This is a genomic window from Streptomyces lunaelactis (assembly GCF_003054555.1).
Taxonomy (GTDB): domain Bacteria; phylum Actinomycetota; class Actinomycetes; order Streptomycetales; family Streptomycetaceae; genus Streptomyces; species Streptomyces lunaelactis.
The window spans coordinates 5,880,397-5,899,206 of sequence record NZ_CP026304.1 but is presented as its reverse complement, the minus strand read 5'-3'; the positions used below and the strand labels follow the sequence as shown (position 1 = coordinate 5,899,206).

At 69.3% G+C, this 18,810-nt stretch carries 21 protein-coding genes; 8 read left to right on the top strand and 13 right to left on the bottom strand.

Translation table 11 applies throughout. The features are described from left to right. Window positions 1-69: 69 nt before the first annotated feature. From SLUN_RS27395 to SLUN_RS27380, 4 genes are all read right to left on the bottom strand, one after another. Window positions 70-1,365: a hypothetical protein gene (locus tag SLUN_RS27395; protein WP_108152661.1), complete on the bottom strand. Its 1,296-nt coding sequence runs from the start codon at window positions 1,363-1,365 to the stop codon at window positions 70-72. Further along, window positions 1,355-1,912 carry a DUF6114 domain-containing protein gene (locus SLUN_RS27390; protein ID WP_108152660.1) on the bottom strand — a complete coding sequence of 186 codons (558 nt, stop codon included), beginning with the start codon at window positions 1,910-1,912 and terminating at the stop codon, window positions 1,355-1,357. Before SLUN_RS27390 ends, SLUN_RS27395 begins: the two co-directional genes overlap by 11 nt. 97 nt (window positions 1,913-2,009) lie before the next feature. Then, window positions 2,010-2,666, bottom strand: coding sequence for a DUF6230 family protein (locus tag SLUN_RS27385; RefSeq protein ID WP_108152659.1), 657 nt, complete (start codon window positions 2,664-2,666; stop codon window positions 2,010-2,012). 677 nt (window positions 2,667-3,343) lie between these two features. Next, complete coding sequence (locus SLUN_RS27380) at window positions 3,344-4,330, bottom strand: tetratricopeptide repeat protein (protein WP_175314062.1); 987 nt, start codon at window positions 4,328-4,330, stop codon at window positions 3,344-3,346. A 219-nt stretch (window positions 4,331-4,549) separates the two neighbouring features. Between SLUN_RS27380 and SLUN_RS27375 the strand changes: the two genes are divergently transcribed. Beyond that, window positions 4,550-5,197 carry a TetR/AcrR family transcriptional regulator gene (locus SLUN_RS27375; RefSeq protein ID WP_108152657.1) on the top strand — a complete coding sequence of 216 codons (648 nt, stop codon included), beginning with the start codon at window positions 4,550-4,552 and terminating at the stop codon, window positions 5,195-5,197. Between the two features lie 48 nt (window positions 5,198-5,245). Here SLUN_RS27375 and SLUN_RS27370 read toward each other — a convergent pair whose 3' ends face one another. After that, window positions 5,246-6,265, bottom strand: a complete 1,020-nt coding sequence (locus SLUN_RS27370; protein WP_108152656.1) for an SDR family NAD(P)-dependent oxidoreductase — start codon at window positions 6,263-6,265, stop codon at window positions 5,246-5,248. Beyond that, window positions 6,262-7,440: a UDP-N-acetylglucosamine--N-acetylmuramyl-(pentapeptide) pyrophosphoryl-undecaprenol N-acetylglucosamine transferase gene (locus SLUN_RS27365; protein WP_108152655.1), complete on the bottom strand. Its 1,179-nt coding sequence runs from the start codon at window positions 7,438-7,440 to the stop codon at window positions 6,262-6,264. Before SLUN_RS27365 ends, SLUN_RS27370 begins: the two co-directional genes overlap by 4 nt. A 63-nt stretch (window positions 7,441-7,503) precedes the next feature. On the opposite strand from SLUN_RS27365, the gene SLUN_RS27360 reads away from it, so the two are divergent. Next, window positions 7,504-8,184: a response regulator transcription factor gene (locus tag SLUN_RS27360; protein WP_108152654.1), complete on the top strand. Its 681-nt coding sequence runs from the start codon at window positions 7,504-7,506 to the stop codon at window positions 8,182-8,184. Further along, window positions 8,181-9,602, top strand: coding sequence for a sensor histidine kinase (locus SLUN_RS27355; RefSeq protein ID WP_108152653.1), 1,422 nt, complete (start codon window positions 8,181-8,183; stop codon window positions 9,600-9,602). The genes SLUN_RS27360 and SLUN_RS27355 overlap by 4 nt, the downstream gene beginning before the upstream one ends. A 33-nt stretch (window positions 9,603-9,635) precedes the next feature. Here the strand turns inward: SLUN_RS27355 and icmA are convergent, their stop codons facing one another. The 5 genes from icmA to SLUN_RS27330 form a co-directional block, all read right to left on the bottom strand. After that, the gene (gene icmA, locus SLUN_RS27350) at window positions 9,636-11,336 is read right to left on the bottom strand and encodes a coenzyme B12-dependent isobutyryl-CoA mutase large subunit (protein WP_108152652.1); all 1,701 of its coding nucleotides are present in this window, start codon (window positions 11,334-11,336) and stop codon (window positions 9,636-9,638) included. 86 nt (window positions 11,337-11,422) lie between these two features. Next, the gene (locus SLUN_RS27345) at window positions 11,423-11,749 is read right to left on the bottom strand and encodes a DUF3817 domain-containing protein (protein WP_108154962.1); all 327 of its coding nucleotides are present in this window, start codon (window positions 11,747-11,749) and stop codon (window positions 11,423-11,425) included. A 76-nt stretch (window positions 11,750-11,825) separates the two neighbouring features. Then, complete coding sequence (locus tag SLUN_RS27340; RefSeq protein ID WP_108152651.1) at window positions 11,826-12,335, bottom strand: MarR family winged helix-turn-helix transcriptional regulator; 510 nt, start codon at window positions 12,333-12,335, stop codon at window positions 11,826-11,828. A gap of 137 nt (window positions 12,336-12,472) precedes the next feature. After that, a complete protein-coding gene (locus SLUN_RS27335) occupies window positions 12,473-12,766 on the bottom strand; it encodes an MTH1187 family thiamine-binding protein (protein ID WP_108152650.1) in 294 nt (97 codons plus the stop codon). Continuing rightward, window positions 12,763-13,107, bottom strand: a complete 345-nt coding sequence (locus SLUN_RS27330) for a DUF3817 domain-containing protein (protein WP_108152649.1) — start codon at window positions 13,105-13,107, stop codon at window positions 12,763-12,765. Before SLUN_RS27330 ends, SLUN_RS27335 begins: the two co-directional genes overlap by 4 nt. Window positions 13,108-13,278: 171 nt before the next feature. On the opposite strand from SLUN_RS27330, the gene SLUN_RS27325 reads away from it, so the two are divergent. The 4 genes from SLUN_RS27325 to SLUN_RS27310 all read left to right on the top strand — a co-directional run bounded on the left by SLUN_RS27325 (window position 13,279) and on the right by SLUN_RS27310 (window position 15,946). Continuing rightward, window positions 13,279-13,911, top strand: coding sequence for an AIM24 family protein (locus SLUN_RS27325; protein WP_108152648.1), 633 nt, complete (start codon window positions 13,279-13,281; stop codon window positions 13,909-13,911). Beyond that, window positions 13,911-14,561 carry an AIM24 family protein gene (locus tag SLUN_RS27320; RefSeq protein WP_108152647.1) on the top strand — a complete coding sequence of 217 codons (651 nt, stop codon included), beginning with the start codon at window positions 13,911-13,913 and terminating at the stop codon, window positions 14,559-14,561. Before SLUN_RS27325 ends, SLUN_RS27320 begins: the two co-directional genes overlap by 1 nt. A 23-nt stretch (window positions 14,562-14,584) precedes the next feature. Continuing rightward, on the top strand, window positions 14,585-15,340 hold the full coding sequence (locus tag SLUN_RS27315) for an AIM24 family protein (RefSeq protein ID WP_108154961.1): 756 nt from the start codon (window positions 14,585-14,587) through the stop codon (window positions 15,338-15,340). A 129-nt stretch (window positions 15,341-15,469) separates the two neighbouring features. After that, entirely contained in the window at window positions 15,470-15,946 is a 477-nt protein-coding gene (locus SLUN_RS27310; RefSeq protein WP_108152646.1) for a MarR family winged helix-turn-helix transcriptional regulator, read from the top strand. Between the two features lie 87 nt (window positions 15,947-16,033). Here the strand turns inward: SLUN_RS27310 and meaB are convergent, their stop codons facing one another. Both meaB and SLUN_RS27300 read right to left on the bottom strand, forming a co-directional pair. Next, the gene (gene meaB / locus SLUN_RS27305) at window positions 16,034-16,990 is read right to left on the bottom strand and encodes a methylmalonyl Co-A mutase-associated GTPase MeaB (RefSeq protein WP_108152645.1); all 957 of its coding nucleotides are present in this window, start codon (window positions 16,988-16,990) and stop codon (window positions 16,034-16,036) included. Between the two features lie 11 nt (window positions 16,991-17,001). After that, complete coding sequence (locus SLUN_RS27300; protein ID WP_108152644.1) at window positions 17,002-18,210, bottom strand: acetyl-CoA C-acetyltransferase; 1,209 nt, start codon at window positions 18,208-18,210, stop codon at window positions 17,002-17,004. A gap of 145 nt (window positions 18,211-18,355) precedes the next feature. Here SLUN_RS27300 and mce point away from each other — a divergent pair, with 145 nt between their 5' ends. Continuing rightward, complete coding sequence (gene mce / locus SLUN_RS27295) at window positions 18,356-18,784, top strand: methylmalonyl-CoA epimerase (RefSeq protein ID WP_108152643.1); 429 nt, start codon at window positions 18,356-18,358, stop codon at window positions 18,782-18,784. Window positions 18,785-18,810 lie beyond the last annotated feature (26 nt).

Below are 18,810 nucleotides of genomic sequence, written 5' to 3'. Positions count from 1 at the left end.
CAACGACTGTGGGCCGCACCCCCGACAAGGGGTGCGGCCCACAGCCTTTGTGCGGCTCCCGGAAAGGTCTTAGTTGTTGCCGCCGGTGAAGTAGTTGCTCAGGCCGGGAACCGTCAGCGTCCCGCCGAACTGGCCCGCCTGCGTCACCTTCACGTTGGTGAAGAAGGCGAAGGGAACATTCAGCGGCGGAGGCGTCTCCGGGCTGAACGTGATCGGGATGAGGCCGAAGAGGTTGCCCTTCAGCTCCTCCGTGTACATGGTCACCTCGCCGTTGCGAATCGTCGAGGTGGAGCCCTTGTCCGCCTCGACGTGCGCCGTGGTGCCCTTCGGGCCGACCACCAGCTGGTGGAGGTCCTTGATGTCCACGCTCGATGCAGTGAACTTCAGGACCTTCTTGATCTTGCCGCTGCCCGTCTTCACCTCGACGATGCCGTGGTAGTCCAGGCCCTTCAGGGTGAGCAGCGAGCTCTCCAGGATCCACGGGTCGTCCGGGAGCAGGGGGCGGCCCTGTTCCAGATCGGCTTCGGCAAGGGCCTTCGGATCCGCGGTCGGGCACGGGAAGGGCGGCTTGGCCCCGTCCGGAACGTCGACGTCCAGCTTGGGGTCGAGACTCTTGACCGCCTCGTCCAGCTCCTCCGTCGTCGCACCGGCCTTGTCCGCCGCGTCCTTGATGGCGTCCTTGGTCTTGTCCGCCGTGTCGCCCGCCGCGTCGTCCACCGTGTCGGTGGGCTTCGTGGTCGGCTTCTCGGACGGCTCGGTGGAAGGCGTCGCCGACGGCTCCTCGGACGGCTCCTCGGACGGCTTGCTGGTCGCGGAGGCGGTCGGCGTCGGGCTCGCCGTCGGCTCGCTGTCGGGGCCGTCCAGCAGGTCCTTGATCGCGTCGCCCACACCCAACGGGTCCAGCGGGTTCGTCGTCTTCGTCTCGCTCGGGGTCGGAGCCGGAGTCGCAGCTGTCCTCGGGTCCGCAGACTCGGACGCGGACGGGGTCGTGCCCGGCGTCGGCTCATCGGCGGGCTTGTCGCCCTCCGAAGCGCTCGGGCTCGGTTCGGGCTTCTCCGACGGGGACTCGGACGGCTTCGCCGATTCCGAGGGAGACGGCGACTCCGACTCCACCGGCTCGTCCGAGCGGGTCACGCACGGACCCGGCGCGAACGGAATGTCCTTGTCCTCGGCCAATGCCAGCTTGGGGGTGAGACTCATGCCCACGAAGACGGCGGTCGGCATCGCGGCCAGGGCTATCGCCTTGCCCGCGGGCCTCTGCAGCTTGGTCAGCAGCGACTTCCTGGGGGCCGCGTGGCGCGGCCCCTTTCTGACCTCCGCCCCGTCGCCTCCAGCCGTGGTCAGCGATGTGACGTCACCCGGCACTGTTCCTCCCGCCGTTGGCTTCGATGGTTGTCTCGTGCGCGTCCGTGCCGTGGCCGTCCCACTGCTCCGGTACGGGTGCTCCCGCCGGATCGGGCTCGGACTTCGGCTCGGGAGTCACAGCCGGCTCTGCTGCGGCCGCAGGCTTGCCGGGCCCCCACGACAGTGCGAGCGCACCACCCGTGAGCGCGAGCAGGAAGCCGACGATGAAGCCGCCCAGATTGGCGACCGGGATGGAGATCAGCGCCAGCAGAATCGTGGCGACACCCGCGAACACCCGGACGATGGCGTGGAACCACATCGTCAGGCCGAGCGTGATCAGCAATACGCCGATGATGAGCGAGCCCGCGCCCGCGGTGGTCGACATCGAGAGCGTCATGTGGCCGAGCTTGAGGCTCGCGTACGGGAGATAGGCGATGGGGATTCCGCCGAGCAGGGTGAACAGACCCGCCCAGAAGGGCCGCTGCCCCCGCCAGGTGCGGAAGAACCGCCGAAAGACGCGGAGGTAGTGCTCGTCCCGCCCCGGTGACACTGAAGACTCGGCGCTCATGGAAAACAGCTCCCTGGAACTGGCGTTGCTGTGTGAAGAATTGGGCGGGCGGGCGAAGCTGCGAATGCTTTCCCCGCCCGCCCGGACGGGATGACCGTCAGAAACACTCGACCCCGTCGCCGGAGCCCTTGAGCAGACGCATCTTCAGACCGCTCAGCTTGAACGTGCCGGCAGTCGTCGCCCACGCCTTCTGCTCGACGTTGTCGAGGATGGCGCGGTCGGCCTGCTGCGCGAACCCGTTCTCAAGGATCGACTTGTCCTTGACGGCCGGACCCTTGCCCGTGCCCGGGTTGTCCGTGTCCTTGGCCGCGACGCCGATGTCGATGTTCTCGAACGTGGCGTCCGCGTCCAGCTGGGACACGTCGAGGTAAAGGTTCTCCGCGGATACCGGAGTCTTTCCCTCGCCGGCCTTCAGCTTCAGGGTGATCTTGCCAACGAACGGCACGTCGGTGACGACCGACTGGCACATGTTGTTGATCGTGGCGTTCTTGAAGGTCGAGATCGCGACCGGGTGCGCAGTCTTCGCGTCACCCTTCAGGTCCGCGTATCCCATGTCGACGCCGCCGTACTGGGCGAAGCCGCGACCGTCGAGATGACCGGCCGTGACCTTGAACTCCTGGCCGGACACGGCGAAGGACGCGGCGAGCGCCCCCTGTGCCAGACCGATGCCTATCGCAGCCGTTGCGGCCACACTCGGCACCATGACTAGGGCGAACCGCTTCCATCTGGTTCCGCCACGAGCCAAAGACTCCATGACTTTCCTCCTTCTCGGACGTACATCTCCGGTCCGGACCGTGGGTCCGTCCTGGGATGGGAGAAGTGCTACGTCCTCGGGAAGGAGAGCGCCCGTTCTTCAGGCGCGAACTGCGTCCGAAACACCGGCGATCACCCCCGAGCGACAACCACTGGTCGCGCCTGACGCTTATCACGCACAACCTGCTGGACAGGCCCCGCCGTTCGGCAGGAACCCCCCTGTCCACGACCGGCGCCACTGCCGCCGGTCCACCCGGTGGGGACCCAAAAGTTCCGTGGCACGGCTGGGGGCCGAGCTGGTGTGTATTGGACCGAGCGTCGCCGATCGTGGTCCATTCCCGGCCGCGACACAAGGGGGTTCGTTACTCACTAGTAACGGGCTGATAACCACGCCACGACGGCCTGATGTCGGGCAGCCACACAGGGTGCCGTCGAGCGACCCAACAGAAGGGGTGATTGCCGCTAATAAGCGGACAGAACAAGCGAGTTGATTTACTGCGAGTAACAGCACCCTCAATTGCCAAGTTTTGGCAAAGTACGGCCGTGCTTTGTCACTCTGTCGCCAAAACGGCGGCGGCGCCCCCCGGACGCCACCGCCGCAAACCCGTCAGACCTGGCTGAACAGAGCGTTCGGTACAGGTCTTTCAAACATGACTCAGCAGAGTCGGATCAGCAGAATCAGAAGAGCACGCGCGCCAGCGCCGAACGCGCCGCAGTCACCCGCGGATCGTCCGGACCGACCACCTCGAAGAGTTCGAGCAGCCGCACCCGCGCCGCGTCGCGGTCCTCGCCCGCCGTGCGCCGCACGGTGTCGACGAGCCGGCCGAACGCGTCCTCCACATGACCGCCGACCAGCTCCAGGTCGGCCGCCGCGATCTGGGCCCGCACATCGCTCTGGTTCTCGGCCGCGTCCTGGCGGACCTTGGCCGGGTCCATGTCCTGCACCCGGGCGAGAAGTTCGGCCTGGGCGAGGCCCAGCTTCGCCTCCGTATTACCCGGATCGTCGGAGAGGACGTTCTTGTACGCCTGGACCGCGCCACCGAAGTCGCCCGCGTCGAGCGCCTGTACGGCGGCTTCCAGCAGGGCGTCGTACGGACCGACGGGCACCGCGGCAGGGGCCGCGTCCGCCTCGGCGCCGGCGCCTTCCGCGCCTTCCGCGTCGACCGCGACGCCGGTCAGGCCGAAGCGCTCCTCGGCCACCTGGATCAGCTGGTCGAGGGTGGCGCGGATCTGGGCCTCGGGCGCCGCGCCCTGGAAGAGGGGCAGGGCCTGGCCGGCCACCACCGCGAAGACCGCCGGGATGCCCTGGACCCCGAACTGCTGCATCAGCATCTGGTTGGCGTCGACGTCGATCTTGGCGAGGACGAACCGGCCGCCGTACTCCTGCGTCAGCCGCTCCAGCAGCGGGCTGAGCTGCTTGCACGGCTCGCACCACTCGGCCCAGAAGTCGATGACGACCGGGACCTCGGCGGAGCGCTGCAGGACATCGCGCTCGAAGCCCGCCTCATCGACATCGATCACAAGACTGGAAGGGGGTACGGCACCGCCGCCACCTTGGCGGGCGGCTTCGGCGCGCGCCTGCTCCGCCTTCACCTTGGCCTCACCGGCCGCCTTCACCGCGGCGAGGTCGACGACGCCGCTCATGGACATGTTCCTAGGCTGCATGAGTACATCCTCCCCCCTCCGCGCACGCATGTGAAAAGTGCGGCCGACAGACCGCCGTACTGGACAGAATGTTCGACACCGGGTCCCCACCTGGCGCCTGTGGTCGTCGCTCGAGCCGGTCAAAGCTTTCGCTACGAGCCGTAGCGTATCTGCACCAGCTCTCCCGCGTGTGAGATTCCTCCGGTGAACTGGCTCACAGCAGATCGCCTACCCGCCGGTATGGTCGCCGTCATGTGCAGCCACACCCGCCCCAAATCCGCACGTACCGGTCGTACGGGACGTCCTCGCAGCGTCGAGGCCGATGCCGCGATCCTCGAGGCGACCCGTGCGGCGCTCGTGGAGCTGGGCTGGTCGAAGCTGACGATGGGAGACGTCGCCACCCGGGCCGGGGTCGCCAAGACCACGCTCTACCGCCGCTGGACGAACAAGAACGAGCTGGTCGTGGACGCCGTCGCGGTCCTCTTCGACGAGCTCGAGCTGCCCGACCGCGGAAGTCTGGTCGCCGATGTGGAGGGCGTGGTGCTGCAGTTCGCGGCGCTGCTGGCCCGGCCCGAGGCCAGGACCGCGCTGATGGCGGTGGTGGCGGAGTCGACGTGTGACGACGCGCTGCGGGTCCGTATCCGCTCGGCGATCGTCGACCGGCAGAAGCGGCTGGTCGTTCAGGGCCGGGAGCGCGCCCAGGCCCGTGGCGAGCTGCCGTACGAGGAGGACCCCGGGGCGGCAGCCCGCAACACGGACCTGATCTTCGACGTGGTGGCGGGCGCGGTGGTGCACCGGGCGCTGGTAAGCGCCGAACCGGTGGACGATGAGTGGGCCCGCCGCTTCACCCTGCTGCTGGTGTCGGGGATCGGCTCCCTGCAGAACTGAACGCAGAGCTGAAGACAGGGCTGAAGACGGGGCTGAAGAGGTCGTGGGTCAGACCTGGTAGCGGTCCGTCGCGAACAGGTCCAGATGCTCGGCGATCCACTCCGACGTCTGCTTCAGGCCCTCCTCCAGCGAGACCTCGGGCCGCCAGCCCGCCCACTCGCGCGCCCGCGTGTTGTCCGACAGCAGCCGCTCCACCTCGCTGCCCGCCGGCCGCAGCCTCGCCGGGTCGACGACCACCTGCGCGGACCGCCCCGACGCGGCGATGAGCGCCTCGGCCAGTGCGCCGATGGAAATCTCCTGCCCCGTCCCGAGGTTGACCGCCTCACCCACCGCACGGTCGCACTCCGCCAGCGCCAGGAAGCCGCGGGCGGTGTCCGTGACATAGGTGAAGTCGCGGGTCGGGGTGAGCGAACCGAGCTTGATCTCCCGTGCCCCCGCGTGGAGTTGGGCCAGGATCGCCGGGATCACGGCCCGCGCGGACTGCCTGGGCCCGTACGTGTTGAAGGGGCGTACGACCGTCACCGGCAGCTCGAAGGCGTGCCAGTGCGAGAGCGCCATCATGTCCGCGCCGATCTTCGACGCCGAGTACGGGGACTGCGGCTGCAGCGGGTGGTCCTCGCCGATGGGGGCGGTGAGGGCGGTTCCGTACACCTCGCTCGTCGAGGTGTGGACAAGGCGGCGTACGCAGTGGCGGCGGCAGGCCTCCGCGATGTTCTCGGTGCCGACGACATTCGTCTGCACGTACGCGCCCGGCGAGTCGTAGCTGTACGGGATGCCGATCAGCGCGGCGAGATGGAAGACGGTGTCACAGCCGGCGACGGCGTCCATGACGCGGCCCGCGTCGCGTATGTCGCCCGCGATCATCTCGACGTCGCCGCCGCGCAGATGGTGCGCGAGGTGGCCCTTCTCGGCGTACGGCTTGTAGTGGACGAAGGCGCGGACCTTCGCACCGCGCTCGGCGAGCAGGTCGACGAGGGTCGAGCCGATGAAGCCCTCGGCGCCGGTGACCAGGACGGTGCGGCCGGTCCAGTTCAGGTGCGTGCTCGTGCTGGGTACTCGCGTGCTCATGCTGCGTACTCCTCGGTGCGGTGGGCGAGTTGGAGGACCCGGGCCGCCAGCAGGTCGGCGGCGTGGGCGTGCGGGCCCGGGTCGGCGGCGCCGCTCATCGCGGCGAGCCGTGCCGGGTCGGCGAGGAGCGGCTCGACGAGGGCGGCGAGCCGGTCGGCGGTGGTCTCCGCGTCGGGGAGCAGGAGGCCGGCGCCCGCGTCGGAGAGGACCCGGGCGTTGTGGGTCTGGTGGTCGCCGGGGGCGTGCGGATACGGGACGAGGACGGCGGGCACGCCGACCGTGGCCAGTTCCGCGACGGTCGACGAACCGGCCCGGCAGACCACCAGGTCGGCGGCGGCGTACGCGAGGTCCATCCGGTCCAGGTAGGGGACGGCGCGCGCGACGGGCGAGTCGCCGAGCCGCCGCCGGGTCCCGTCCAGTGCCGCGGGTCCGGTCTTGATCAGCAGCTGTACGCCGGGGCGCTCCCGCCAGCGGTCCGCGAGCCCGACCGCCGCCTCGGTGAGCCGGGTCGCGCCCAGGCTGCCGCCGTTGACCAGGACGAGCCTGGCGTCCTGCGGTACGGAGAGGGCTCTGCGGGCCTCCGCGCGCATCCCTCGCCGGTCCAGGCGGGCGATGGGCTCGGCGATCGGCATTCCGGTGGTGATGGCGTTCTGGCCGCCCGCGAGGTGGGCGCGGCTGCGGTCGAAGGCGACGGCCATGTGCGGGGTGAGGCGGGCGGCGAACTGGTTGGCCCGGCCCGGTACGGCGTTGGACTCGTGGATCACGCTCGGCAGCCCGGCCATCCGCGCGCCGAGTATGACGGGCGCGCTCGGATAGCCGCCCATGCCGACGGCGATCTGGGCGCCCTGCTCACGCAGGATCGCCCGGCACTGGGCGCCGGACCGCAGCAGGGCCGCGGGCAGCAGGTAGCGCTTGGCGCCGAGGGCGGGGTCGAAGGGGATCATGTCAACGGTGTGGAGGCGGTGCCCGGCGGCCGGGATCAGCTCGGTCTCCAGGCCGCGCGTCGTACCGACGAAGGAGATCACCGCGTCGGGGGCGGCCCGGCGCAGTGCGTCGGCGAGCGCGAGCCCGGGGTAGATGTGGCCGCCGGTGCCGCCCGCACCGATCACGACGGAGAGTGGTGTGCGAAGTGGTGTGCCCGGTGGAGAGCCCGGAGAGCCCAGTGGTGTGCGCATGGCGGCCACGCTCGCGAAACCCCTTAAGAGGGTTCTAAGACCACGCTTTGGCAGTCTTTGCCCATGACGAAGATCCTGGTTGTCGACGACGAGCCCGAAGTACGCGCCGCGGTCGAGGACGGACTGGCCCTCGATGGCTATGAGGTGCGCGGCGTGGGCGACGGTCTCGCCGCGCTCTCGGCCGTGGCGTCGTGGCAGCCGGACGCGATCGTCCTCGATGTGATGATGCCGGTGCTCGACGGGCTCGGCTTCTGCCGTCGGCTGCGGGCGATGGAGGACCATACGCCGGTGCTCGTACTGACCGCGCTGGACTCGGTCAGCGAGCGTGTCGACGGCCTGGACGCGGGCGCCGACGACTATCTGGTGAAGCCCTTCGCGCTGGACGAACTGACCGCGCGCGTACGGGCGTTGCTGCGACGCGCCGCTCCCCTGCCCGAGGAGTCGGGCGGGCTGTCCTTCGCCGGTCTGACGGTGGACCCCGACACGCGCACGGGCAGTCGGGGCGGCCGGTCACTGGAGTTCAGCCGTACCGAGTTCACGCTGCTCGAACTGCTGCTGCGCCATCCCGGGCAGGTGCTCCCCCGCGAGCTGATCCTGGAGCTGGTGTGGGGACGGGACTTCGGCCCCGCCTCCAACTCCCTTGCCGTGTACGTCGGTTATCTGCGCCGCAAGCTGGAGGCGGGCGGTGAGCCGCGCCTGGTCCATACGGTGCACGGGGTCGGCTACCGGCTGGACCTGTCATGAGCGCCCGGCGCCGGCTGGGCGCTCGCTGGCGCCGGCACCGGCCGCTGCGTACGCGACTGGCCCTCGCCGCGTCGGCGGCCGTCGCCCTGGTCGCGGTGGGCATCTGCACGGCCGCGTTCTTCGTGATCCGGTACGAGCTGAACCACCAGCTCGATCTGAATCTGACGCAGTCGGCGACGCTGGTCACCCAGCAGAACCGGGACGAGGGTCCGGGGATGGTGGCGGGCGAGTGCCGCTTTCTGTCGGCTCCGGCCTGCGCGCAGATCGTCCCCGCGGCGCCGGCGCAGGACCCCGCGGAGCCCTATCTCCTCCCGGTAGTTGTGCCCGTGCGCGAGGTCGCCGCCGGGGAACGGGCCCCGTACTTCAGCAATGTCACCCTCTTCGGGCATCCGGCGCGGATGCTGACGACCACGTTCGGCCGGGGCGAGGCGCTCCAGGTCGCGCTGCGCGCGGACACGGTGGAGAAGGGCGTACGTCAGGCGGCCTGGCTGCTCGCGGGGGCGGGCGCGGCGGGTGTGCTGCTCGCGGGCCTGCTGGGGTACTGGGTGTCCCGTACGGGCCTTGCTCCCGTGGCCCGGCTCACCGCGACCGCCGAGCACATCGCTGCGACCCGCGATCCGCGCCACCGCATCGAGCTCCCGGCGGGTCCGCCGGGCCGGGAGGACGAGGTGACGCGGCTGGCCGGGTCGTTCAACACGATGCTCGGGGAGCTGGAGCAGTCGGTCACGGCGCAGCGCCGCCTGGTGGCGGACGCGTCGCACGAGCTCCGGACGCCGCTGACGGCGCTGCGCACCAATGCGGAGCTGCTGGCGCGGGCGGACCGCCTCAGCGAGGCGCAGCGTGCGCGCGCGTCCGCCGCACTTACGCGCCAGCTGCGTGAAGTCACCGGTCTGGTCAACGACTTGATCGAACTCGCCAGGGACGAGGAGCCGCAGCCGCTCCTGGAGACGGTCCGCATCGCGGCGCTCGCCGAGCACTCGGTCGAGATGGCCCGCGCGCACTGGCCGGAGGTCGCGTTCACGCTGTACATCGACGATGCGGCGGCGGGGCTGGGGCTGCCCGGGGTGCCGTCGCGGCTGTCGCGGCTGCTGACGAATCTGCTGGACAACGCGGCCAAGTTCAGCCCGGCCGGGTCGGCGGTCGATGTCGCGCTCAGTACGAGGGAGTTGACGGTGCGGGACCATGGTCCGGGTATCGCGCCGGAGGACCTCCCGTACGTCTTCGACCGCTTCTACCGGGCGGAGACGGCGCGCGCGCTGCCGGGTTCGGGCCTGGGCCTGGCGATGGCCCGCCAGATCGCACGCGCGCACGGCGCGGAACTGACGGCGGAGGAGGGGGCGGGGGGCGGGGCGGTGTTCCGGCTGACGTTCCCCTCAAACGCCGGACGGGCTGACTTTGTCAGCCTCGCCGGCGATTGAGGCGCGGGGTCCGGGGCGGAGCTCCGGGTTACGTCAGAAGCCGGGGGGCTCGGTGTACGTTCCCCACTCGTCCCGGAGCACATCGCAGATCTCGCCCAGGGTCGCCTCGGCCCGGACCGCGTCCAGCATCGGCGCGATCATGTTGGAGCCGTCCCGCGCGGCGGCCAGCATCGCGTTCAGCGAGACCCGTACACGAGCGTCGTCACGGCCCGACTTGCGGCCCGCCAGGACCCGCACCTGCTCGCGCTCGACCTCGTGGCTGACCCGCAGGATCTCCAGGTCGCCGGTGACCGAGCCGTGGTGCACATTGACGCCGACGACCCGCTTGTCACCCTTCTCCAGGGACCGCTGGTACTGGAAGGCGGACTCGGCGATCTCGCCGGTGAACCAGCCGTCCTCGATACCGCGCAGGATGCCCGAGGTGATCGGGCCGATGGGGTGCTTGCCGTCCGGGTGCGCCCGCCGGCCGCGCTCCCTGATCTGGTCGAAGATCTTCTCGGCGTCGGCCTCGATCCGGTCGGTGAGCTGCTCCACGTACCAGGAGCCGCCCAGCGGGTCGGCGACATTGGCGACGCCGGTCTCCTCCATCAGCACCTGCTGGGTACGGAGCGCGATCTCGGCGGCCTGCTCGCTCGGCAGGGCGAGGGTCTCGTCCAGGGCGTTGGTGTGCAGGGAGTTGGTGCCGCCGAGGATCGCGGAGAGCGCCTCGACCGCCGTCCGTACGACGTTGTTGTACGGCTGCTGGGCGGTGAGCGAGACGCCCGCGGTCTGGGTGTGGAAGCGGAGCCACTGCGCCTTGTCGGTCTCGGCGCCGTACACCTCCTTCATCCAGCGCGCCCAGATCCGTCGTGCCGCCCGGAACTTGGCGATCTCCTCGAAGAAGTCGAGGTGCGCGTCGAAGAAGAAGGAGAGGCCGGGCGCGAAGTGGTCCACGTCCATACCGCGGCTCAGCCCCAGCTCGACATAGCCGAAGCCGTCGGCCAGCGTGTACGCGAGCTCCTGCGCGGCAGTCGCGCCCGCCTCGCGGATGTGGTAACCGGAGACGGAGAGAGGCTTGTACGCGGGGATGCTCCGCGCGCAGTGCTCCATCAGGTCGCCGATCAGACGCAGATGCGGCTCGGGCTGGAAGAGCCACTCCTTCTGCGCGATGTACTCCTTGAAGATGTCGGTCTGCAGCGTGCCGTTGAGCAAGGCCGGGTCGATGCCCTGGCGCTCGGCCGCGACCAGATACATGCAGAAGACCGGGACGGCCGGGCCGCTGATCGTCATCGAGGTGGTGACATCACCGAGCGGGATGTCCTTGAACAGGACCTCCATGTCGGCGGCCGAGTCGATGGCGACACCGCAGTGGCCGACCTCGCCGAGCGAGCGCGGGTCGTCGGAGTCGCGGCCCATGAGCGTCGGCATGTCGAAGGCGACGGAGAGCCCGCCGCCGCCGTTCGCCAGGATCATCTTGTAGCGCTCGTTGGTCTGCTCGGCGTTGCCGAAGCCGGCGAACTGGCGGATGGTCCAGGTGCGGCCGCGGTAGCCGGTCGGGTACAGACCGCGGGTGAAGGGGTACTCCCCCGGCCAGCCGATCCGCTCGAAGCCGTCGTAGGTGTCCCCGGGCCGGGGCCCGTAGGCGGGCTCGACCGGATCCCCGGAGAGCGTGGTGAAGTCCGCGTCCCGCTTGCGGGCCTTGTCGTAACGGGCCTGCCAGCGTTGGCGGCCTTCCTCGATGGCGTCAGCGTCCATACCCTTGAATTTACTAGGACGTCCTAGTAAATGTCGATGGGAGAAGCCCCGCACATGCGTACGGGGCTTCGGGGAGGCCAGGGGCCCTACGCCTCGGCGGTCGCCGCGCTGCCGTCCGTGATCAGCGGCCGGATCTCGCGGGTGATCTTCGGCTCGACAAAGAACGAGGCCACAGGGATGCAGCCGGCGGCCAGCACCCACAGCAGCTTCGGGAAGGGCCACTTCGCCTTGGAGCCGAGATCGAAGGCGAAAATCACGTAGATGATGAACAGCACACCGTGGATCTGCGAGATCAGCATGGTGTCGCCGGCCTCGAAGGCGTACTTCGCGATGATCGCCACGGTGAAGACCAGCAGCCATACGGCGGTGACGTACGCCATCACCCGGTAACGGGACAGCACATTCGACTTCATGGCCACGAGCGTAACCGGACGCAATGGGCGATCTTCGCGTGGGTCGGGGCCTCGGGCCGGGGCCTCCGCTCCCCGGCTACTGCTCGTCGAAGTCGTGCGCCGAGACCCGCAGCGGGCGGAGCATCGCGAAGATCTCCGCGCACTCCTCCTCGTCATAGGCACCGAGCCCGAAGTCCATCTCCATCAGCGCGCGGGTGGCCGCCTCGACGACCTCCCGGCCCTTGTCCGTGATGGAGGCGAGCGTGCCGCGCCCGTCGTTGGGATTGGGCCGCTTGTCGACCAGACCGGACCTGACCAGCCGGTCCACGGTGTTGGTCACCGAGGTCGGGTGGACCATCAGCCGCTCGCCGATCTTGGACATCGGCAGCTCACCGGCCTTGGAGAAGGTGAGCAGCACCAGCGCTTCGTACCGCGCGAAGGTCAGTCCGTACGGCCTGACGACCGCGTCGACCTCGGCGAGCAGGATCTGGTGCGCGCGCATGATCGAGGTGATCGCGGCCATCGAGGGCACGGGACCCCATCGCTGCTGCCAGAGCTCGTCGGCTCGGGCGATGGGATCGAAGGGGAGACTGAGCGGCTTCGGCACGGCACCGACCCTACCGACTGGTCATATGCCGGTCAGCCCCGTCTCGCACTTCGGTCGCTGCACGAGCGGAGGGCCGCTCGGGATCGCGCTGACGGTGCCGCGGCCGGACGCGCTGTGACCGCTACCTGCCCGGCCGGTCAGGCCGACAGATGCCGCTCGACGGTCTCGACCTTGGAGCTGAGTCCGTCGGTGACGCCGGGTCTGATGTCGGCCTTCAGGACGACGGAGACGCGCGGCGCACGGGCCTCGACCGCCGCAACGGCACGTTTGACCACGTCCATCACCTCGTCCCAGTCGCCCTCGACGGAGGTGAACATCGCGTCCGTGCGGTTGGGCAGACCGGACTCGCGGACGACACGAACGGCGTCGGCGACGTATTCACCGACGTCCTCGCCGACACCCAGAGGAGTGACGGAGAAGGCGACGATCATGCGCTGACCTTGCCCTCGCGGTGGGCGCGGGAGGCGATGACCTCGTCGTCGGCCGCGCGCTTGAGCTTGCGCTCGGCGAAGAAGCCGCCGAAGGGGAGCACGGAGAGCACGAAGTAGAGGGCCGCGGTCTTCGCGTTCCACTTGGTGCGGTTCCAGGCGTCAAGCCAGAAGATCACGTACAGGATGAAGAGCACGCCGTGGACCGCGCCCATGACCGGGACCGCGTTGAACTCCGTGGTGCGCTTGAGCACGGAGCAGACGAGCAGCAGAAGGAAGGAGACGGCCTCCGGCGCGGAGACCAGACGGAGGCGGTGGAGGGACGAGGCGGTCTTGATGTCCACGGGGGCACCTTTGGTCGATCTTGTGAATGGATGCACAAGGGCGCCCTCATTGTGGCAGCCGGGTTCTGCCGCACCTTTGTCAGGGTCGGGATCCTCCCTGAGGCTATGTCGGGATCCTCCCTGGGGCTCTGTTCGGACGACCTGCCCGGCCAGTAACGTCACCCCGTGGCAATGTTCCGACTCCAAGGCAGCAAGGTGCTCGCCGTCGACATGACCGGCGACGCCGTCAAAGCGAAGAACGGCTCGATGGTCGCCTACGACGGCCAGATGGCCTTCAAGAAGATGTCCGGCGGCGGTGAGGGCATCCGCGGGATGGTCACTCGCCGGCTGACCGGCGAGCAGATGGTGATGATGGAGGTGAGGGGGCAGGGCACCTGCTATTTCGCCGATCGCGCGTCCGAGATCAATCTGGTCAACCTGCACGGCGACAAGCTCTATGTCGAGTCGAGCAATCTGCTCTGCACCGACGCCGGGCTGCGCACCGGGACGACCTTCACCGGACTGCGCGGCGGGGCGAGCGGCAACGGGCTGTTCACCACCACCGTCGAGGGCACCGGCCAGGCGGCGATCATGTCCGACGGCTCGGCCGTGGTGCTGCGGGTGACGCCCCAGTACCCGCTCTCCGTCGACCCCGGCGCCTACATCGCGCACCAGGGCAATCTGCAGCAGCAATTCCAGTCCGGGGTGACCTTCCGCACCTTCATGGGCGAGGGCTCCGGCGAGGCGTTCCAGATCCGCTTCGAGGGCGACGGACTCGTCTACGTCCAGCCGAGCGAACGCAACACCATCGGGGGCGAGGTCTGATGCCGTTCCGTGAGGTCAACGCGAGGATGGTCGAGGCGACGGTCGTTCCCGGCCAGAAGATGTTCAGCCAGCGCGGCGCGATGCTCGCCTACAAAGGCGACGTCTCCTTCACCCCGAACATGCAGGGCGGCCAGGGCGGCCTGGCGTCCATGATCGGGCGGCGGGTGGCCAACGAGGCGACGCCGCTGATGACGGTCGAGGGCAACGGCACGGTGATGTTCGGCCACGGCGGCCATCACATCCAGGTCATCAACCTCAGCGGTGACACCCTGTACGTCGAGGCCGACCGGCTGCTCGCCTTCGACGGGACGCTGCAGCAGGGCACGATGTTCATGGGCTCGCAGGGCGGGGTCATGGGCATGGTGCGCGGCCAGGTGACCGGCCAGGGCCTGTTCACCACGACACTCAAGGGCCAGGGCGCGGTCGCTGTGATGGCGCACGGCGGTGTGATCGAGCTGCCGATCACTCCCGGCCGGGCGGTCCACGTGGACCCCCAGGCGTATGTCGCGCACCACGGCGACGTACGCAACAAGCTCTCCACCGCGCTGGGCTGGCGCGACATGGTGGGGCGCGGCTCGGGCGAGGCCTTCCAGCTGGAGCTCAGCGGCAACGGTGCGGTGTACGTCCAGGCGTCGGAGGAGAAGCTGTGAGCGGGCCCGTGATCTTCGACCCGATGACGCTGCCGAGCGACGACAGTGTCAATGCGTACACCTTCTGCGTGGAGCTCAAATCCAGCCAGTGGTTCCTGCAGAAGGGGAAGATGATCGCCTACTACGGGCGCATCGACTTCAACGGCATCGGCCACGGCCGGCTCGACCGGCTGCTGCGGACCTCCTTCCACTCGCCGCTGCACGCGAGCGACTGGGTGGTGGCGGAGGGCAGCGGCAAGATGCTGCTCGCCGACCGCGCCTTCGATGTGAACTCGTACGACCTGGACAACGGCAATCTGACGATCCGCTCCGGGAATCTGCTGGCCTACCAGCCGACACTGGCGCTGAAGCAGTCGATCGTGCCGGGCTTTCTGACCCTGATCGGTACGGGGAAGTTCGTCGCCGCGTCCAACGGTCCCGTCGTCTTCATGGAGCCGCCGATCCGGGTGGATCCGCAGGCGCTGGTGGGCTGGGCGGACTGCCCTTCGCCCTGCCACCACTACGACCACGGCTATATGACCGGCCTGATGGGCGGGCTGCGCGCGATGACCGGGATCGGCGGGGCGTCGGGCGAGGAGCACCAGTTCGAGTTCGTCGGGGCCGGCACCGTACTGCTGCAGTCGACAGAGGTGCTGATGGCCGAGCAGGCGACGGGCGCGGTCCCGGCGCAGGCGGGCGTGCCCGGGGGCCACGGCGGGGCCGGAGCCCCTGGTCAACCCGGGGCCACACCGCGTCTTCCCGGCCAGCTTGGGGACCTCCAGCGTCGCTTCGGCCTGTGAGCGGTAGTCTGCGGAGTGTGACGTCGAACGTGTGCACCCCTGTGCGTGCGACATCTGTCGCGCGCCGGGTGCCGTGCGTCACACTCACCAACTTCGTCCGTCTTTCAACTTCTTAGGTAGAATCCATATATGGAGACCGAGACGGCCACCCGCTGGCTTACCGATGCAGAGCAGTGCGCCTGGCGCACCTATCTGGACGTCAACCGACTGCTGACGTACCAGTTGGAGAAGGATCTCCAGCCGTTCGGCCTGACGAACAACGACTACGAGATCCTGGTCAACCTCTCCGAGTCGCCGGACCGGCGGATGCGGATGAGCGACCTCGCCACTGCGACGCTCCAGTCCAAGAGCCGGCTCTCCCACCAGATCACCCGCATGGAGAACGCCGGGCTGGTCCGCCGGGAGAACTGCGAGTCGGACCGGCGCGGTCTGTACGCGGTCCTGACCGACGGGGGCACGGAGACGATGCAGAAGGTCGCGCCACACCATGTCGCGTCCGTACGCAAGCACTTCATCGACATGTTGACGCCGGAGGCGCTGGCGGATCTACGCGAGTCACTGGGTCCGGTCGCGGAGCATCTGCGCGGGCAGCGCGGCAAGTTGTAAGTACGCCGGGGGCTCTCCCCCCGTCGGGAAGGGGCGGGGCCGGGAAACCGGCACCCGCCCCTTCGCGTCGGGCCTGCGTGATGCGCGTCAGGCCTGCGTGATGCCCGCCACCAGCTCGTCCGCCGCCGTGTACGGGTCCAGCTCCCCCGCCACGATCCGCTCCGCCAGCGCCCCCAGGCGCCGGTCACCGTGCAGATCGCCGATGCGGGAGCGCAGCGCCGTCACCGCGATCGTCTCCACCTCGCCGGCCGCGCGGCGGGCCCGGCGTTCGGCGAGGACACCGTGCTCCTCCATCCAGGCCCGGTGCTTCTCCAGCGCCTCGACGACCTCGTCGATGCCCTCGCCCCGAGCGGCGACCGTCTTCACGATCGGCGGCCGCCAGTCGCCGGGGCCGCGGGACTCGCCCAGGCCCAGCATGTGGTTCAGCTCGCGGGCCGTGGCATCCGCACCGTCCCGGTCCGCCTTGTTGACGACGTACACATCGCCGATCTCGAGGATGCCCGCCTTCGCCGCCTGGATGCCGTCACCCATGCCGGGCGCCAGCAGCACCACCGAGGTGTCCGCCTGGGAGGCGATCTCCACCTCCGACTGACCCACGCCCACCGTCTCGACGAGGATCACGTCGCAGCCGGCCGCGTCCAGCACACGGATCGCCTGCGGGGCGGCCCACGCCAGACCGCCCAGATGCCCACGCGTGGCCATCGAGCGGATGTAGACACCGGGGTCGGACGCATGGTCCGACATCCGGACCCGGTCGCCGAGCAGCGCCCCGCCCGAGAAGGGCGAGGACGGGTCGACGGCCAGGACGCCGACCCGCTTCCCGGCCCGCCGGTACGCCGACACCAGGCCCGACGTCGAAGTCGACTTGCCGACACCCGGCGAACCGGTCAGACCGACGACGTACGCCCCGCCCGCCAGCGGAGCCAGCGCCGCCATCACCTCGCGCAGCTGCGGGGACGCCCCCTCGACGAGTGAGATCAGCCGGGCCACGGCCCTCGGCCGGCCCTCTCTCGCCTGGGCAACCAGCTGGGGGACGTCCACCATGTACGTGCTCCTTACTTGCCGTTGCCCGGAACGCGGACGATCAGAGCGTCACCCTGGCCGCCACCGCCGCACAGCGCCGCCGCCCCGGTGCCGCCGCCCCGGCGCTTCAGCTCCAGCGCCAGGTGCAGGACCACCCGCGCGCCGGACATGCCGATCGGGTGTCCGAGGGCGATCGCCCCGCCGTTGACATTCACCTTTTCCGGGGATACCCCGAGATCCTTCATTGACTGCACGGCGACCGCGGCGAACGCCTCGTTGATCTCGATGAGGTCGAGGTCCTCGACGCCGATGCCCTCCTTGCGGAGCGCGTGCTGGATGGCGTTGGAGGGCTGCGACTGGAGGGAGTTGTCCGGGCCGGCCACGTTGCCGTGGGCGCCGATCTCCGCGATCCACTCCAGGCCCAGCTCCTCGGCCTTGGCCTTGCTCATCACCACGACCGCGGCGGCTCCGTCGGAGATCTGCGAGGCGGTACCGGCCGTGATGGTGCCGTCCTTGGCGAACGCGGGACGCAGCCTGCCGAGCGACTCCACCGTCGTCTCGGCGCGGATGCCCTCGTCCTTGGCGAAGATCACCGGATCGCCCTTGCGCTGCGGGATCTCGATGGGCGTGATCTCCGCCTCGAAGACGCCGTTCTTCTGCGCGGCCGCGGCCCGCTGGTGGGAGAGCGCCGCGATCTCGTCCTGCGCCGGACGGGCGATGCCGAGCCGGGTGTTGTGCTTCTCCGTGGACTCGCCCATGGCGACGTTCTCGAAGGCGTCGGTCAGACCGTCGTACGCCATCGCGTCGAGCATCTCGATCGCGCCGTACTTGTAGCCCTCGCGGGACTTCGGCAGCAGATGCGGCGCGTTGGTCATCGACTCCTGACCGCCCGCGACGATCACATCGAACTCACCGGCGCGGATCAGCTGGTCGGCCAGCGCGATCGCGTCGAGCCCCGAGAGACAGACCTTGTTGACGGTGAGCGCGGGGACGCTCATCGGGATGCCGCCCTTGACGGCGGCCTGGCGGGCCGGGATCTGCCCCGCGCCGGCCTGCAGCACCTGGCCCATGATCACGTACTGCACCTGATCACCGCCGATACCGGCCCGGTCCAGGGCCGCCTTGATGGCGAAGCCGCCGAGGTCGGCACCGGAGAAGGACTTGAGCGAGCCGAGCAGCCTGCCCATGGGCGTACGAGCGCCCGCAACAATCACTGAGGTGGTACCGGTCGTTCCAGACATGAGGCGCGATCCCCTTTCAGCCGCAGCTGAGGAGTGAACGAGGGTTTACTCAAATGTACTGAGCGGTACGGTCCCCGGTCACCGGGCAGCCGGTGTGATCGCGCGCACGTTGCGTAACCACCGTCCGGCGCGCTGCACTGGGGGCATGCTGACGCGAATCGACCACATCGGGATCGCCTGTACCGACCTTGACAAGACGGTGGAGTTCTACCGGGCCACGTACGGCTTCGAGGTCTTCCACACCGAGGTCAACGAGGAGCAGGGCGTACGCGAAGCCATGCTCAAGATCAATGAGACGTCCGACGGCGGCGCCTCCTACCTGCAGCTCCTGGAGCCCACCCGCGAGGACTCGGCCGTCGGGAAGTGGCTGGCCAAGAACGGTGAGGGGGTCCACCACATCGCCTTCGGCACCGCCGATGTGGACGGGGAAGCGCAGTCGATCCGGGACAAGGGCGTACGTGTCCTGTACGACGAGCCGCGTATCGGTTCCATGGGTTCCCGTATCACGTTTCTCCACCCCAAGGACTGCCACGGCGTTCTCACCGAACTCGTCACCTCTGCAACGGAGCACTGACCTCAGGATTCCCGGCCCGGTAGAGT

Excerpts from the sequence above, each read along its gene's own strand:
- SLUN_RS27390 (WP_108152660.1), bottom strand. The coding sequence starts at position 1,912 with ATGAGCGCCGAGTCTTCAGTGTCACCGGGGCGGGACGAGCACTACCTC.
- SLUN_RS27385 (WP_108152659.1), bottom strand. The coding sequence starts at position 2,666 with ATGGAGTCTTTGGCTCGTGGCGGAACCAGATGGAAGCGGTTCGCCCTA.
- SLUN_RS27380 (WP_175314062.1), bottom strand. The coding sequence starts at position 4,330 with ATGCAGCCTAGGAACATGTCCATGAGCGGCGTCGTCGACCTCGCCGCG.
- SLUN_RS27375 (WP_108152657.1), top strand. The coding sequence starts at position 4,550 with ATGGTCGCCGTCATGTGCAGCCACACCCGCCCCAAATCCGCACGTACC.
- SLUN_RS27370 (WP_108152656.1), bottom strand. The coding sequence starts at position 6,265 with ATGAGCACGCGAGTACCCAGCACGAGCACGCACCTGAACTGGACCGGC.
- SLUN_RS27365 (WP_108152655.1), bottom strand. The coding sequence starts at position 7,440 with ATGCGCACACCACTGGGCTCTCCGGGCTCTCCACCGGGCACACCACTT.
- SLUN_RS27360 (WP_108152654.1), top strand. The coding sequence starts at position 7,504 with ATGACGAAGATCCTGGTTGTCGACGACGAGCCCGAAGTACGCGCCGCG.
- SLUN_RS27355 (WP_108152653.1), top strand. The coding sequence starts at position 8,181 with ATGAGCGCCCGGCGCCGGCTGGGCGCTCGCTGGCGCCGGCACCGGCCG.
- icmA (WP_108152652.1), bottom strand. The coding sequence starts at position 11,336 with ATGGACGCTGACGCCATCGAGGAAGGCCGCCAACGCTGGCAGGCCCGT.
- SLUN_RS27345 (WP_108154962.1), bottom strand. The coding sequence starts at position 11,749 with ATGAAGTCGAATGTGCTGTCCCGTTACCGGGTGATGGCGTACGTCACC.
- SLUN_RS27335 (WP_108152650.1), bottom strand. The coding sequence starts at position 12,766 with ATGATCGTCGCCTTCTCCGTCACTCCTCTGGGTGTCGGCGAGGACGTC.
- SLUN_RS27325 (WP_108152648.1), top strand. The coding sequence starts at position 13,279 with ATGTTCCGACTCCAAGGCAGCAAGGTGCTCGCCGTCGACATGACCGGC.
- SLUN_RS27320 (WP_108152647.1), top strand. The coding sequence starts at position 13,911 with ATGCCGTTCCGTGAGGTCAACGCGAGGATGGTCGAGGCGACGGTCGTT.
- SLUN_RS27315 (WP_108154961.1), top strand. The coding sequence starts at position 14,585 with ATGACGCTGCCGAGCGACGACAGTGTCAATGCGTACACCTTCTGCGTG.
- SLUN_RS27310 (WP_108152646.1), top strand. The coding sequence starts at position 15,470 with ATGGAGACCGAGACGGCCACCCGCTGGCTTACCGATGCAGAGCAGTGC.
- meaB (WP_108152645.1), bottom strand. The coding sequence starts at position 16,990 with ATGGTGGACGTCCCCCAGCTGGTTGCCCAGGCGAGAGAGGGCCGGCCG.
- SLUN_RS27300 (WP_108152644.1), bottom strand. The coding sequence starts at position 18,210 with ATGTCTGGAACGACCGGTACCACCTCAGTGATTGTTGCGGGCGCTCGT.
- mce (WP_108152643.1), top strand. The coding sequence starts at position 18,356 with ATGCTGACGCGAATCGACCACATCGGGATCGCCTGTACCGACCTTGAC.